Below are 14,590 nucleotides of genomic sequence, written 5' to 3'. Positions count from 1 at the left end.
CGGTTTCGCCCCCGGGGCACCGGCTGTCAGCGGCGTCATACAGGATGTCGGAAGCGTATAAACATCACGCAGCACTCAACTGGCTTCAGTTGTCACGAGGGGAACCGCTCCATGAGCTTCAACCAGCCGCCTCCCGGCCCGTACGGCCAGCCGCCCCAGCAGCCCGGCCCGTACGGCCAGCCGCAGCAGCCGCAGGCCCCGCAGCCGGGCTACGGCTACCCGCAGCAGGGCGGCCAGGTCCCGGGTCAGCAACAGGGCTACGGCTACCCGCAGCAGGCCCCGCAGCAGGGCTACGGCTACCCCCAGCAGGGCGGCCAGCCTTACGGCCAGCAGGCTCCGTACGGCGGCCAGCAGACCCCCTACGGCACGATCCCGCAGGGCGCTCCGGAGAGCGGCGGCAACGGCAAGAAGATCGGCCTGATCGTCGGCGCGGTCGCGGTCGTCGCGGCGATCGGCGTGGGGGCCTACTTCGCGTTCGGGTCGGGCGGGGAGGTGAAGCCCTACACGATCTCGCTGCCGGACAGCCTGTTGAGCGGGCAGTTCGAGAAGGTGCAGAAGCCCGGCAGCTCGGGGACCGCCGAGGACTTCACCAACGACAAGGAAGCCAGGGCGATGGGCATCACGAACGCCAAGGGCCTCAGCTCCGGCTACAAGAGCGGCGCCGGCCTGCAGCTGACGGTCAGCGGCGTGTACGGCAATGTCGCCGACCCCGACGGCACCGTGGGTCAGGTGTTCGCCAAGGTGGACGAGGGACAGAAGAAGTCCTTCGAGGGCAAGGGCGCCAAGATCGAGGACGTCACCCCGACGACCACGTACTCGCCGAGCGACTTCGACGGCTCGGTGATGAAGTGCCGGACCCAGAAGATCACGATCTCGCAGAGCGGGGTGTCCGTGCCTGTCACCGTCTCCACCTGTGTCTGGGGCGACAGCAGCGCCATCGGCGTCGTCCAGGCCGCGTCCGCGCCGTCCCCCACCGGTGGCACCACCGCCACGACGCCCGGCGCGGAGGAGCTTTCCGAGAAGACCGCCAAGATCCGTACCGAGGTCCGCAAGGAGAAGTAGCGGCGTCGGTCACCGCCACCGACCCGGCGACGACACAAGAGCCGCCCGGCAGCGGGATCGCTGCCGGGCGGCTCTTGTGGTGTGCGCGGAGCGCCTACGCGCTCTTCTCCTGCGGCTCCCCCGACTCGCCGCGGCCCCGCGGGACCAGGGTCGGGTTCACATTCGAGTGCACGACGTCCTCGGTGATGACGACCCGGGCGACGTCCTTGCGGGACGGGATCTCGTACATCACCGCCTGGAGGACTTCCTCCATGATGGCGCGCAGACCACGGGCACCGGTGCCGCGCAGGATGGCCTGGTCGGCGATGGCCTCCAGGGCCGGGCGGTCGAAGTCCAGCTCGACACCGTCGAGTTCGAAGAGGCGCTTGTACTGCTTGACGAGCGCGTTGCGCGGCTCGACCAGGATCTGCAGCAGGGCCTCGCGGTCGAGGTTGTGGACCGAGGTGAGGACGGGGAGGCGGCCGATGAACTCCGGGATCATCCCGAACTTCACCATGTCCTCGGGCATGACGTCCTGGAGCTGGTCCTTGGACTCGATCTCGCGCTTGGAGCGGATCGTGGCGCCGAAGCCGATGCCCTTGGCGCCGGACCGGGCCTCGATGATCTTCTCCAGGCCGGCGAAGGCACCGCCGACGATGAAGAGGACGTTGGTGGTGTCGATCTGGATGAATTCCTGGTGCGGGTGCTTGCGGCCGCCCTGCGGCGGGACCGAGGCGGTGGTGCCCTCCAGGATCTTCAGCAGCGCCTGCTGGACGCCCTCGCCGGAGACATCGCGGGTGATCGACGGGTTCTCGCTCTTCCGGGCGACCTTGTCGATCTCGTCGATGTAGATGATGCCGGTCTCGGCCTTCTTGATGTCGAAGTCCGCGGCCTGGATCAGCTTGAGGAGGATGTTCTCGACGTCCTCGCCGACGTAGCCGGCTTCGGTGAGCGCCGTGGCGTCGGCGAACGCGAAGGGGACGTTGAGCATCCGGGCGAGGGTCTGGGCGAGCAGCGTCTTGCCGGAGCCGGTGGGGCCGAGCAGCAGGATGTTGGACTTGGCGAGCTCGATGCCCTCCTCGCCGCGGCCGGGGCCGTTCTCGCCCGCCTGCACCCGCTTGTAGTGGTTGTAGACGGCGACCGACAGCGCCTTCTTGGCGGGGTCCTGGCCGACGACATAGCCGTTCAGGAACTCGTAGATCTCCCGCGGCTTGGGGAGCTCCTCCCACCGCACCTCGGAGGTCTCGGCGAGCTCCTCCTCGATGATTTCGTTGCAGAGGTCGATGCACTCGTCGCAGATGTACACACCAGGTCCCGCGATGAGCTTCTTCACCTGCTTCTGACTCTTTCCGCAGAATGAGCACTTGAGCAGGTCGCCGCCGTCACCGATGCGTGCCACGAGGTGCTTCCCCTTCGCCTGGGATCCGTATTGCTCCACGGACCCGGGTGCTTGCCTATCGACGGTACCTTGCCGGGCCCCCCGTTCGGGCCCCCCTTGGACCGACTCGGTTCACTCGATCCCGATCCGGTCCAAGGGGGCAACGCTCCGGCTCACTTCGCGCAGATCGTCAGCCGATGGAGACGGACGACTTCCGCGTCGAGACGATCTGGTCGACCAGACCGTACGCCAGGGACTCCTCGGCGGTCAGAATCTTGTCACGCTCGATATCGTCACGGATCTTCTCGACCGGCGTGGAGGAGTGCTTGGCCAGCAGGTCCTCCAGCTGCGAACGCATCCGCAGGATCTCGTTGGCGGCGATCTCCAGGTCGGAGACCTGGCCGCGGCCGGTCTCGCTGTAGGGCTGGTGGATCAGCACCCGGGCGTTGGGCAGCGCCATCCGCTTGCCGGGGGTACCGGCGGCGAGCAGCACGGCCGCGGCGGAGGCCGCCTGGCCCATGCAGACCGTCTGGATGTCCGGCTTCACGAACTGCATCGTGTCGTAGATGGCCGTGAGCGCCGTGAAGGAGCCGCCGGGGCTGTTGATGTAGATCGAGATGTCCCGGTCCGGGTCCATCGACTCCAGGCACAGCAGCTGCGCCATGACGTCGTTGGCCGAGGCGTCGTCGATCTGCACGCCGAGGAAGATCACGCGCTCCTCGAACAGCTTCGCGTACGGGTCGTACTCGCGCACGCCCTGCGAGGTGCGCTCGACGAAGCGCGGGACGATGTAGCGGGATTCGGCGCGCGGGCCGGAAAACTCGGACTCCGCGCCCTGCGAGAGGCCGCTGCCGGGGAAGTTGTTCATCGTGGTGTTCACCGTCCTGGTGGCGATCAAGTGGGCTGGGGGGCTGTAGGGCGAGTGGTACGGGGCTCAGGCGCCCGTGCCGCCCCCGCCCGGAACGCCGGCGGCGGAGGTCATCACGTCGTCGATCAGGCCGTACTCCTTGGCCTCATCGGCGGAGAACCAGCGGTCGCGGTCCGAGTCCTGGGTGATCCGCTCGACGGTCTGACCGGTGTGGAAGGCCGTCAGCTCCGCCATCCGCTTCTTGGTGTGCAGCAGCCGCTCGGCGTGGATCTTGATGTCCGACGCGGAACCCGCCAGGCCCGCGGAGGGCTGGTGGATGAGGATCTCGGCGTTCGGGAGCGCGAAGCGCTTGCCCGGGGTGCCGGCGCTCAGCAGGAACTGGCCCATGGAGGCGGCGAGGCCCATCGCGATCGTCACCACGTCGTTCTTGATGTACTGCATGGTGTCGTAGATCGCCAACCCGGCCGAGATCGAGCCGCCCGGGGAGTTGATGTAGAGGAAGATGTCCTTGTCCGGGTCCGCGGCCAGGAGAAGCAGCTGCGCGGTGATCTTGTTGGCGATGTCGTCGTCGACCGGCTGGCCGAGGAAGATGATCCGCTCGCCGAGCAGCCGGTTGTAGACCTGGTCGCCGAGGCCACCGAAGGTCGGCTCAGCGGCGGCGGAAGGCATCGGGATCGTCACGTGTCCACCTGCTCGTTGTCGGACGGCTCCAGGCCGTCTCAGCGTCGTCTGCTGGGGCGTGGGGAGGCGGCGCCGTGTGTGGCCCCGGCGCGGTTTCAGGGACTCCCCTGCCCTCGTATCTACGGACCCTAACGCGCAGGTCGGACAACGCCATCCCGCATCGATAACTGTTCGCTGTGAGCGCAGGCTCACAGGGCGGTACGACCACGGGCCCGAACACGCGGACGTGCGTGTTCGGGCCCGTGGTCAGAGAACTGCGCGCAGGCGCAGGGCGGTGTCCGGGGCTCAGGCCTCGGGCTTCTCCTCCGCGCCCGCCTCGGCCTCGTCGGCCTCGGTGACCTCGACCGTCTCGACGGTCTCGGCAGTCTCGTCCTCGTCGTCGAGCTCGATGAGCTCGCCGTTGCTGTCCTTGACCGTGGCGGCCTCGACGACGACCGCGAGGGCCTTGCCGCGGGCGACCTCACCGACGAGCATCGGCACCTGGCCGCCCTCGACGACGGCCTGGGCGAACTGGTCGGGGGACATGCCGGAGGACTGCGCGCGGCGCATGAGGTGCTCGGTGAGCTCCTCCTGGCTGACGTTCAGCTTCTCCTTGTTGACCAGCTCGTCCAGGATGAACTGGGTCTTGATGCCCTTCTCGGCCTGCTCCTTGGTCTCGGCGTCGAACTCCTCCTCGCTCTTGCCCTGGATCTCCAGGTACTTCGCGAGGTCGAGGCCCATCTGGCCGAGCTGGTGGTTGACCAGGTTGTGCTTGCGGGTCTCGATCTCGTCCGCGAGCAGCTTCTCCGGCATCGGCACCTCGACGAGCTTCAGCAGCTCGTCCAGGACCTTCTCCTGCGCCTGGGTGGCCTGGTCGTACTTCTTCATCTGCTCAAGGCGCTTGCGGCTGTCCGCGCGCAGCTCCTCGAGGGTGTCGAACTCGCTCGCCAGCTGGGCGAAGTCGTCGTCCAGCCCGGGCAGTTCGCGGGACTTGACCTCGGTGACCTCGACCGTGACCTCGGCCTCCTTGCCCTCGGCGGAACCGCCCTTGAGCTCGGAGGTGAAGGTCGCGCTGTTGCCGGCCTCCACACCGGTGACGGCCTCGTCGATGCCGTCGAGGAGCTCGCCGGAACCGACGGTGTACGAGACACCCTCGGCGACGCCGTCCTCCAGCACCTCGCCGTCCACCTTGGCCTCGAGGTTCAGCGTCAGGACGTCGCCGTCCTGGGCCGCGCGCTCGACCGGGCTGGTCGTCGCGAAGCGCTCACGCAGCTGCTCGACGGACTTGTCGACGTCCTCGTCCGACACCTCGACGGCGTCGACCTCGACCTCGATGCCGGAGTAGTCCGGGATCTCGAGGGCGGGGCGGATGTCGACCTCGGCGGTGAAGGCCAGCAGCTCGCCGTCCTTCAGCTCGGTGATGTCGACCTCGGGCTGGCCGAGGACGTTGAGCTCACCCTCGTTGACCGCCTCGGTGTAGAACTTCGGGAGCGCGTCGTTGACGGCCTCCTCCAGCACGGCGCCACGGCCGAACCGCTGGTCGATGACCCGGGCCGGGATCTTGCCCTGGCGGAAGCCCTTCACCGTGACCTGCTGGTTGATCTTTTTGTACGCCGCGTCGAGGCTGGGCTTGAGCTCCTCGAAGGGCACCTCGACAGTGAGCCGAACCCGAGTCGGGTTCAGGGTCTCCACGGCGCTCTTCACGGTTCGGTCTCCTTGGGGCTGACTTCTGGGGTTCTGCGTGAGATCCGCCTGGGCCCGGCTGATCCGGGTCCGGCCGATCGCGCCCGGTACACAGACACACGGGCACGCAGCTTGCATAGTAACCGCAAGGAGGATGGCGCCCACAACGCGATCTTGAACAGCCGCTCGGATGCGGCGCCGCCGCGGTGGGCAAAAGCTCCGCCCGGCTCCGTGCTGTCGGGCTGACCTGCTGCTGGTCGGGGTGGCCGGATTCGAACCGACGACCTTCCGCTCCCAAAGCGGACGCGCTACCAAGCTGCGCCACACCCCGTCGGTGCGACACGTAGGGTACATGGCCGCAGGCGGTCCGGCTGCCAGTTACCGGGATGCCTCGTGGGGCGATGTGCGGGCGAGGACGGCCGCGCGCCTCGTCCGTGTGAGGGGATGTCGCGAGGGGATGTGCGGTGCACCGCCGCGACCCGCTAGGATGCACTGCGTGCCGAGGTCCTGCGACCTGCGGCGCTCGCGGGCGTAGCTCAATGGTAGAGCCCTAGTCTTCCAAACTAGCTACGCGGGTTCGATTCCCGTCGCCCGCTCTCACCAGGAAACCCCGGGCCGGATGGCCTGGGGTTTTCCGCTTTCCGGAATGCGCCACCGGGTGTCCGCACACCCCTTCGCGCCGGGGCCGCGGCCCCCATAAGGTGGCCCGCATGGAAATCTGGCTCAACCCCTCGTGCTCCAAGTGCCGTTCGGCCGTGGAGATCCTGGACGAAGAGGGCGCCCACTACACCGTGCGCAAGTACCTCGAGGACCCGCCGAGCGCCGATGACCTGCGCGGCGTGCTGACGCGACTGGGCCTGGAGCCCTGGGACATCACCCGGACCCAGGAGAGCGAGGCCAAGGAGCTGGGCCTCGCGCAGTGGGAGCGCACCGACGCCGCGCGCGAGCGGTGGATCGCGGCGCTGGCGGCACACCCCCGGCTGATCCAGCGGCCGATCATCACGGCGGACGACGGTTCGGCACTGGTGGGGCGGAGCGAGGAAGCCGTACGCGAGGCAGTGGCGCGGACCGGGGGCGACGAGGCGTCGGAGGGCTGAACCCCGTGCAGCGCCCGGCACGGGGCCGGCGGACACCCGGAGGCGGACCGCCTAGAAGGTGATGTGGTTGATGGTGTTCGCAATCGAGTTGAGGAACCTGTTGATCGACGGGGCCATGCCCGTGGAGGCGAGGAAGAAGCCGAACAGTATGGCGACGAACGCCGGACCCGCCTTGATCGACTTCCCTCTGATCAGGACGATCAGAATGATCCCCAACATCAGCACCACTGACAGCGAAAGAGCCACACTGATCACACCCTCGGTCGGAACGCCTCACCGGCCCGGGGGCATGCCGCGCATACCCCCCTGCACCCATCGTGCCACCAACTCCATGCCCACTGCAGGCCGGTGACGAATCATCGGCCAACGCTTTGCCCGATTCCAGCCGATGGTGGCCACGGCGCTGCGGCAGGGTGACGCGCGGGCGGCGCGGCGGCGTCCGCGGGGCGGCCACGGGCGGACGGAGCACGCCATGCCGGGCCGGCGCCGGGAATTTCTCCGCCTGACACGGCGTCGGAATTCCACCACAGCGCACCACGGCCATTCCGCCCGGGCATTCTGATCGTTTTCCGGCCATGGGGAATTCCCGTCCGTGGCATCCGTCACTGCCCTGAAGTGCGCCATCAAGGCGTATTAGCGTTCGGACATAAGACCAAGGAATCGGACATTCCCCCCGAGTCGTTTGCGGGGGTTACAGGGCGATTTGGGGTGACGATAGGGGGCGAACCGGACAGGGCTGGTGTGAGCCCTCCGCAGCGATGGCGGACTTTATCCGTGCCCCGTCCGCGGCGGAACCCAAGGAAAAAGGGGAATGGCTCAGAGGCGGTTTTACGCATTCGCCGACCGCCGCTATCGTGCCTCCAATGTTTCCCGCTGCCCCGAAACCGCGCACCGAACTTCCCCCTGCCCGGGCGGCGGAGGGCACCGACCGGCCGGAGCCCACGGACCGGTCGTCCGGCGCGGACGGCGCCGAGGGTGCCGAGGGCGCGGCGCCACCCGCACCCAAGAGCGCGGGCCGCAACGCGTTCTTCGACAACGCGAAGTACCTGGCCATCGTGCTGGTGGCGATGGGGCACGCATGGGAGCCGCTGACCGACGGCAGTCGCGCCGCCGAGGCGCTCTACATGACCGTCTACACCTTCCACATGCCGGCCTTCATCATCATTTCCGGCTACTTCTCGCGCAGCTTCGACATGCGCAAGGACCGGCTGCAGCGGCTGGTCACCGGGGTCGCGGTCCCCTACGTCCTCTTCGAGACCGCCTATGCGTTCTTCAAGCGCTGGGCGGACGACGATCCCGGGCACCCCATCAGCCTTCTCGACCCCTGGTTCCTGACGTGGTTCCTGGTGGCCCTGTTCATCTGGCGGCTGACCACCCCGCTGTGGAAGATCGTGCGCTGGCCGATTCCGCTCGCGGTGGCGATCGCCGTCATGGCGTCCGTGTCCCCCGACATCGGCGACGACCTGGACCTCCAGCGGGTGCTGCAGTTCCTCCCGTTCTTCGTCCTGGGACTGGCGCTGCGGCCCGAGCACTTCACGATGGTGCAGCGGCGGGCCGTGCGGATCGCCTCGCTGCCGGTCTTCGCCGCTGCGCTGGTGATGGCCTACTGGGCGGCGCCGCGGATGAGCTCGGCGTGGTTCTACCACCGCGACAGCGCCCAGGAGTTGGGCACCACCTGGTGGATCGGCGTGGTGATGACGCTGGCGCTCTTCGGCTGCTCGATCGTGATGACGGCCTGTTTCTTCTCCTGGGTGCCGACCCGGCGGACCTGGTTCACGGTGCTGGGCGCCGGGACGCTGTACGGCTATCTGCTGCACGGCTTCCTGGCCAAGGGCTCGCGGTTCTGGGGCTGGTTCGACGACTACAAGTGGCTGCACTCGCCGCTCGGCGAGATCGCGGTCACCCTGCTCGCGGGAGCCATCGTGACGGCCCTGTGCACCCCACCGGTCCGCAGGGTGTTCCGCTTCGCGATGGAGCCGACGATGGCCTGGGCGTTCCGGAAGGATCCGGCCGACACGGCGCGGGCCCGCGTCAGCGCATGAACGCGCGCCGTCGCGGCGGCGGCCGGGCGTCCTTCCATGGCTGCCGGCGGGACGCCCGCCTTGGGCGCCGGCAGGGAGTCCGCCCCGGGCGCCGGCCCCCTCGTGTGACGCGTCCTCGTGTGACCCGTCTCCGTGTTACGCGTCCCGGCAGATCAGCAGCAGCGCGCGGTCGTCGTTGACGTCCTTGGCGACGGCCTCGATCAGATGCCAGGCGGCCCCGGCGAAACCACTGGCGACATAGCGGTCGGCCTCGCCGGTCAGCCGGTCGATGCCCTCGGCGATATCGCGGTCGGCGGACTCGACCAGGCCGTCGGTGAACAGCATCAGGACATCGCCCGGCCGCAGCCTCCCCTTGACCGGGTCGAACTGGGCGCCGTCGAAGACGCCGAGCAGCGGCCCCTCCCCCGGCTTCTCCTCCCAGCGGCCGCTGCCGGCGCTGAGCTGGAGGGCCGGCAGATGTCCTGCGGAGAGGAGTTCGTAGTCGCCGGACTCCAGGTCGAGCACGAGATGGATGGAGGTGGCGAACCCCTCGTCCCAGTCCTGGCGCAGCAGATAGCCGTTGGCGGCGGGCAGGAAGCCGTGCGGCGGCAGCGAGCCGAGCAGGCCGCCGAAGGCGCCGGACAGCAGCAGCGCGCGGGAGGCCGCGTCCATGCCCTTGCCGGAGACATCGGTCAGCACCACTTCGAGGATCTGGCCGCCGTGGGTGCGGGAGGCCACCACGAAGTCGCCGGAGAAGAACTGGCCGCCGGCCGGGCGCAGCGCCATCTCGTGGTGCCAGCCCTCGGGGAGCGCCGGCAGCGTGCTCTGGACCCGGATCCGTTCGCGCAGGTCGAAGAGCATGGTGCCGCCGCGCCGCCAGGGCACCCCGACCCGGCTGCGGAACTGGGCGATCAGCAGGCCGGCGAACCCGACCGCGGCGACGACCAGGACCGTGCCCGGAGTGATCCGTTCCGGCCCTTTGTCGTACGGGCCGAACAGCGCGGCCTCGACGACCAGCGCGGCCGCGGAAGCGGCGTACAGGATCAGGAGGTTGGCCGGCCGCAGCAGCAGTCCGCCGGCGATGACCGGGAGGACCAGCGCCGTCGGGGCGATCCATTCGGGCCATCCGAGGGTGCCCGCGGCGAGGGCGGGTATGGCCAGGAGGAGGACGGCCAGCGCGAACCGGTCGGAGCCGTCGCCGCGGAAGTAGTCCACGCCCGCCTTGCGCACGCCGATGCGGGCCCGGTGCAGGCCTTTGTGCACCCGGGCCGTCAGGGCTTCCGTTCCCTGGCCGGTTGTCATTGTTCTGGGACCTTATCCACCCGTTCGGCGGCGCGTCGATTCGCCGCACGTCGCCCCGGAGAATAGCCGGGAAACGCCGTTCGAAATGCGGTCGCGCGGCCGGAGGGCGCCCTGCTAGGCATGGGCCATGGCGAGCGAATTGCGGATATTGCGGGACACCGAGTGGGACGACTGGTCGAACGTGCTGGAGCGGGCGTTCGGCGGGGTGCCGCCGTCCGGGGAGCTCCATGCGCTCCGGCGTGCCCTCACCGAGGTCGAACGGGCCCTGGCCATCTGGGACGACGGCGACTGTGTCGGCACGGCGGGGGCCTTCTCCTTCGGGCTGACGGTGCCGGGCGGGGCCGAGGTGCCGGTGGCCGGCGTGACGGCGGTGAGCGTGCACGCCACGCACCGCCGCCGCGGCCTGCTGCGGTCGATGATGCGGCACCAGCTGACGGACGTCCGCGAGCGCGGTGAGCCGCTGGCGGTGCTGACCGCCTCCGAACCGGCGATCTACGGCCGGTTCGGCTACGGGCCCGCGACCCAGGACATGGAGCTGGCCGTGGACACCGTGCGGCTGCCCGCCCCCGACTTGCCCGGCGTGGAGGACGTACGGCTGCGGCTGGTCGATCCGGCGGCCGCGGTGGCCGACTGCGAGCGGGTCTACGCCCGTCTGGTGCCCGGCCGGCCCGGGATGCTGGCCCGGCGGCCCGGCTGGGAGCGGCTGCCCGTGCTGGACGAGCCGGACCGGCGGGACGGGGCGGGGGTGCTGCAGTGCGTGGTGGCCGAGGCGGCCGGCGAGGTGGTGGGGTACGCGCGCTTCGCGGTGAAGCCGGAGCACGACCACGCCGGGCCGGCGGGGACGGTGCTGGTCCGGGACGTCGAGGCGCTGGACCCGGTGGGGTACGCGGCGCTGTGGCGCTTTCTGTTCGGGATCGACCTGACGACGTCGGTGTCGGTGCCCGGCCGGCCGGTGGACGACGCGCTGCTGCATCTCGTACCGGACATGCGGCGGTGCGGCATCCGGCTGCAGGAGTCGTTGTTCGTCCGCCCGGTGGAGGTGGGCGCGGCGCTGGCGGCGCGGACGTACCTCACGCCGGTGGACGTCGTGCTGGAGGTCTCGGACCCGTTCTGCCCCTGGAACGAGGGGCGTTGGCGGCTGTCCGGCGACGCGCAGGGCGCGGTCTGCGAGCGGACCGCGGCCCCGGCCGATCTGGCGCTGTCGGTACGGGAGCTGGGCTCGGCCTATCTGGGCGGGTTCTCGCTGCTCGCGCTGGCGGCGGCGGGGCGGGTGCGCGAGCTGCGGTCCGGTGCGTCGGCGGCGGCCTCGCGGGCCTTCGGGTCACAGGTGGCGCCCTGGCTGCCGCACGGGTTCTGAGGAACGGTCCGGCCCGCCCCGGCGGTCAGCCGCCGGTGGAGGGCTGGCAGCCCGGGCACCAGAAGAGGTTGCGGGCGGCGAGCCCCGCGGTGCGGATCTCGCTGCCGCAGAGGTGGCAGTGCTGGTGGGCCCGGCGGTAGACGTAGACCTCGCCGCCGTGGTCATCGACCCGGGGCGGGCGGCCCATGGCCTCCGGCAGGTGTTCCGGGCGGACGGTGTCGATCCGGTTGTCCCTGACGCCCTGGGCCATCAGGAACACCAGGTCGGCCCAGATCGCGTCCCATTCGGTGCGGGTGAGGTCGCGGCCGGGGCGGTAGGGGTCGATGTGGTGGCGGAAGAGGACCTCGGCGCGGTAGACGTTGCCGACCCCGGCGATGATCTTCTGGTCGAGCAGCAGCGCCGCGATCGTCGTACGGCTGCGGGAGATCCGCTGCCAGGCGCGGCTGCCGTCGTCCCCGGGGCGCAGCGGGTCGGGGCCCAGCCGGTCGTGTATCGCGTGCTTCTCGTCGTCGGTGATCAGTGCGCAGGTGGTGGGGCCGCGGAGGTCCGCGTAGGCGGCCGGGTTCGCGAGCCGGAGGCGCACCGTGTCGGTGGGCGGCGGGGCGGGGGCCGGGCCGAAGCCGAGCTTGCCGAACAGGCCGAGGTGGACATGGATCCAGCGGTCCACGCCGAAGCCGAGGAAGAGATGTTTGCCGTGCGCCTCGGCGGTGGTCATGACCTGCCGGTCGACGAGCGCCGCGCCGTCCGCGAACTTGCCCTGGGGGCTGCTCACCCGTACCGGTGCGCCCTCGAAGCGTGCGCGGTGGTCCAGGGCGAGGCGGTGGATCGTATGCCCCTCGGGCACGGGTGTCCTCCAGTGGGCGCGCCCGCCCGCCCCGGCGGCCGGGGCGGGCGGGCGACGGGATGTACGGGGGGGGTCAGCCCTGCGGGTGGTGGGCGGGGATGGCGGGCAGCTCGCCGGTGGTCTCGTAGGCCGAGAGCATGTCGATGCGGCGGGTGTGCCGCTCCTCGCCCGAGTAGGGCGTGCCGAGGAAGACCTCGATGAAGCGGGTCGCCTCTTCCTGGGTGTGCATCCGGCCGCCCACGGAGATGACGTTGGCGTTGTTGTGCTCGCGGCCGAGCTTGGCGGTCTCCTCGCTCCAGGCCAGCGCGGCCCGTACGCCCTTGACCTTGTTGGCGGCGATCTGCTCGCCGTTGCCGGAACCGCCGATCACGATGCCGAGGCTGTCCGGGTCGGCGGCGGTCTTCTCCGCGGCGCGCAGGCAGAACGGCGGGTAGTCGTCCTGGGCGTCGTAGAGGTGGGGACCGCAGTCGACGGGCTCGTGGCCGTGGGCCGTGAGCCACTCGACGAGGTGGTTCTTGAGTTCAAAACCTGCATGGTCGGAGCCGAGGTACACGCGCATGCGATGAGTGTGACATGTGCGGCGGCGGGTAGGCGCCGCTGGGTCTTGCGGGCTGTGTGCACAGAAAGCGACTCTCTGCCTTCCGTACGCAAGCACAGCGCGAAACCATCCCGGGTTTCACACAACAATCCGACTGCAGACCTTCCAATCAACGGTTAACGAAGATCTAATGCGGGGGATCCATCCGCGAACGCACGAAGGACGGTCACATGGGCGCGCACCCTTCCCCGAGCTCTCCAGGAGCAGGGGGCACCCCCACCTCCACCTCGGTCCCCGGCCCCGGCACCCCCGGCGGCGGGCCCACCGGGGGACAGTCGCAGGACGGACTGCAGGCAGGGCTCAAGAACCGCCATCTGTCGATGATCGCCATCGGCGGTGTCATCGGCGCCGGCCTGTTCGTCGGCTCCGGCGCCGGTATCGCGGCCGCCGGCCCCGGCATCCTGCTCTCCTATGCGCTGACCGGTCTGCTGGTCGTGCTGGTCATGCGGATGCTGGGCGAGATGGCCGCGGCCTCGCCCACCTCGGGATCGTTCTCCGCGTACGCGGACCGGGCAATGGGCCGCTGGGCCGGCTTCACGATCGGCTGGCTGTACTGGTTCTTCTGGTCGGTCGTGCTGGCCGTCGAGGCGACCGCGGCCGCCTCGATCCTCACCGGCTGGGTCCCGGCCGTCCCGCAGTGGGCCTGGGCGCTGCTGGTGATGATCGTGCTGACCGGCACCAACCTGATCTCGGTCGGGTCGTTCGGCGAGTTCGAGTTCTGGTTCGCCGGGATCAAGGTCGTCGCGATCGTCGTCTTCATCGTGGTGGGCGCGCTGGCGATATGCGGGCTGCCGCCGGGCGGTGCCCCGGTCGGTACGGAGAACCTGACCGGGCACGGCGGGTTCCTGCCGCACGGTCCCGGCGCGATCCTCTCCGGCATGCTGCTGGTGGTCTTCTCCTTCATGGGCAGCGAGATCGTCACGCTGGCGGCGAGCGAGGCACCGAACCCGGTGCAGGCCGTCCGCAAGGCCGTCAACAGCGTCATCTGGCGGATCGCGCTCTTCTACCTCGGCTCGATCGCGGTGATCGTGACGCTGCTGCCGTGGAACTCCAAGGCGGTGGAGAAGAGCCCGTACGTGGCCGTGCTGGAGTCGCTGGACATTCCGTACGCGGGCACCGTGATGGACGTCGTGGTGCTGACCGCGGTGCTGTCCTGTCTGAACTCCGGGCTCTACACCGCCTCCCGGATGGCGTTCTCGCTCGGACAGCGCGGCGATGCGCCGAAGTCGTTCGCCACCGTCAACAAGGGCGGGGTGCCGGCGGTCGCGATCTGGGCGTCGGTCGCCTTCGGCTTCGTGGCGACGATCTTCAGCTACACCTCGAAGGACACCATCTTCCAGTTCCTGCTGAATTCGTCGGGCGCGGTGGCGCTGTTCGTGTGGCTGGTCATCTGCTTCTCGCAGCTGCGGATGCGCCGGGTCATCGAGCGGGAGACGCCGGAGCGGCTGACGGTGCGGATGTGGCTGTACCCGTGGCTGACCTACGCGACGATCGCGCTGATCGTCTTCGTCATCGGCTACATGTTCTACAACCCGGACGGACGCCAGCAGATGGTGCTGTCGGTGGTCGCGGCCGTGGTGGTGCTGGCGGTCGGGCTGCTCCTGGACCGGCGGCGGCCGCGGACGGCCGCGGTGGACGGGGCGGACGGGGCGGGTGCCCCTGGCGCCGGCGCCGGGGTGACGGACCGGGCGTAAGACAGGCAGCGCGCAAAGGGGCCGGGCCCCGTACGCACCGCCAGGGT

General features: G+C 69.8%; 13 protein-coding genes and 2 tRNA genes. 6 read left to right on the top strand and 9 right to left on the bottom strand.

Going from position 1 to position 14,590, the window contains the following annotated elements; genetic code table 11:
* Window positions 1-111: 111 nt before the first annotated feature.
* Window positions 112-1,062 (top strand): hypothetical protein, encoded by a 951-nt coding sequence (locus D9V36_RS29420; RefSeq protein WP_129296413.1) that lies wholly within the window; start codon window positions 112-114, stop codon window positions 1,060-1,062.
* Window positions 1,063-1,156: 94 nt separating this feature from the next.
* Here the strand turns inward: D9V36_RS29420 and clpX are convergent, their stop codons facing one another.
* From clpX to D9V36_RS29395, 5 genes are all read right to left on the bottom strand, one after another.
* A complete protein-coding gene (gene clpX, locus D9V36_RS29415) occupies window positions 1,157-2,440 on the bottom strand; it encodes an ATP-dependent Clp protease ATP-binding subunit ClpX (RefSeq protein ID WP_129296412.1) in 1,284 nt (427 codons plus the stop codon).
* Window positions 2,441-2,609: 169 nt separating this feature from the next.
* Complete coding sequence (locus D9V36_RS29410; protein WP_086718396.1) at window positions 2,610-3,287, bottom strand: ATP-dependent Clp protease proteolytic subunit; 678 nt, start codon at window positions 3,285-3,287, stop codon at window positions 2,610-2,612.
* A gap of 66 nt (window positions 3,288-3,353) precedes the next feature.
* Window positions 3,354-3,956: an ATP-dependent Clp protease proteolytic subunit gene (locus D9V36_RS29405; protein ID WP_030283915.1), complete on the bottom strand. Its 603-nt coding sequence runs from the start codon at window positions 3,954-3,956 to the stop codon at window positions 3,354-3,356.
* Window positions 3,957-4,253: 297 nt separating this feature from the next.
* Entirely contained in the window at window positions 4,254-5,651 is a 1,398-nt protein-coding gene (tig, locus tag D9V36_RS29400; protein ID WP_164993052.1) for a trigger factor, read from the bottom strand.
* Window positions 5,652-5,884: 233 nt separating this feature from the next.
* Window positions 5,885-5,961 (bottom strand) — tRNA-Pro (locus D9V36_RS29395).
* Between the two features lie 194 nt (window positions 5,962-6,155).
* Here D9V36_RS29395 and D9V36_RS29390 point away from each other — a divergent pair.
* Together D9V36_RS29390 and D9V36_RS29385 are read left to right on the top strand one after the other, a co-directional pair.
* Window positions 6,156-6,226: transfer RNA gene (locus D9V36_RS29390), tRNA-Gly, on the top strand.
* A 114-nt stretch (window positions 6,227-6,340) separates the two neighbouring features.
* A complete protein-coding gene (locus D9V36_RS29385; protein WP_129296410.1) occupies window positions 6,341-6,727 on the top strand; it encodes an arsenate reductase family protein in 387 nt (128 codons plus the stop codon).
* 51 nt (window positions 6,728-6,778) lie between these two features.
* Here D9V36_RS29385 and D9V36_RS29380 read toward each other — a convergent pair whose 3' ends face one another.
* Complete coding sequence (locus D9V36_RS29380) at window positions 6,779-6,973, bottom strand: hypothetical protein (protein ID WP_129296409.1); 195 nt, start codon at window positions 6,971-6,973, stop codon at window positions 6,779-6,781.
* Window positions 6,974-7,590: 617 nt separating this feature from the next.
* Here D9V36_RS29380 and D9V36_RS29375 point away from each other — a divergent pair.
* On the top strand, window positions 7,591-8,769 hold the full coding sequence (locus D9V36_RS29375) for an acyltransferase family protein (protein ID WP_129296408.1): 1,179 nt from the start codon (window positions 7,591-7,593) through the stop codon (window positions 8,767-8,769).
* A gap of 135 nt (window positions 8,770-8,904) precedes the next feature.
* Here the strand turns inward: D9V36_RS29375 and D9V36_RS29370 are convergent, their stop codons facing one another.
* Complete coding sequence (locus D9V36_RS29370; RefSeq protein WP_129296407.1) at window positions 8,905-10,050, bottom strand: PP2C family protein-serine/threonine phosphatase; 1,146 nt, start codon at window positions 10,048-10,050, stop codon at window positions 8,905-8,907.
* A 127-nt stretch (window positions 10,051-10,177) separates the two neighbouring features.
* Here D9V36_RS29370 and D9V36_RS29365 point away from each other — a divergent pair, with 127 nt between their 5' ends.
* Window positions 10,178-11,407 (top strand): GNAT family N-acetyltransferase, encoded by a 1,230-nt coding sequence (locus D9V36_RS29365; protein ID WP_129296406.1) that lies wholly within the window; start codon window positions 10,178-10,180, stop codon window positions 11,405-11,407.
* Window positions 11,408-11,432: 25 nt separating this feature from the next.
* On the opposite strand, the gene D9V36_RS29360 is transcribed toward D9V36_RS29365, so the two are convergent.
* Entirely contained in the window at window positions 11,433-12,251 is an 819-nt protein-coding gene (locus D9V36_RS29360) for an Fpg/Nei family DNA glycosylase (RefSeq protein WP_129296405.1), read from the bottom strand.
* Between the two features lie 73 nt (window positions 12,252-12,324).
* Window positions 12,325-12,810: a ribose-5-phosphate isomerase gene (locus tag D9V36_RS29355; protein WP_129296404.1), complete on the bottom strand. Its 486-nt coding sequence runs from the start codon at window positions 12,808-12,810 to the stop codon at window positions 12,325-12,327.
* Between the two features lie 209 nt (window positions 12,811-13,019).
* Here D9V36_RS29355 and D9V36_RS29350 point away from each other — a divergent pair, with 209 nt between their 5' ends.
* Window positions 13,020-14,543, top strand: coding sequence for an amino acid permease (locus D9V36_RS29350; RefSeq protein ID WP_206739746.1), 1,524 nt, complete (start codon window positions 13,020-13,022; stop codon window positions 14,541-14,543).
* Window positions 14,544-14,590 lie beyond the last annotated feature (47 nt).

Source organism: Streptomyces lydicus (genome assembly GCF_004125265.1).
Taxonomy (GTDB): Bacteria; Actinomycetota; Actinomycetes; order Streptomycetales; family Streptomycetaceae; genus Streptomyces; species Streptomyces lydicus_C.
The sequence above is the reverse complement of the archived record's forward strand: the minus strand, read 5'-3'. Positions and strand labels throughout refer to the sequence as shown.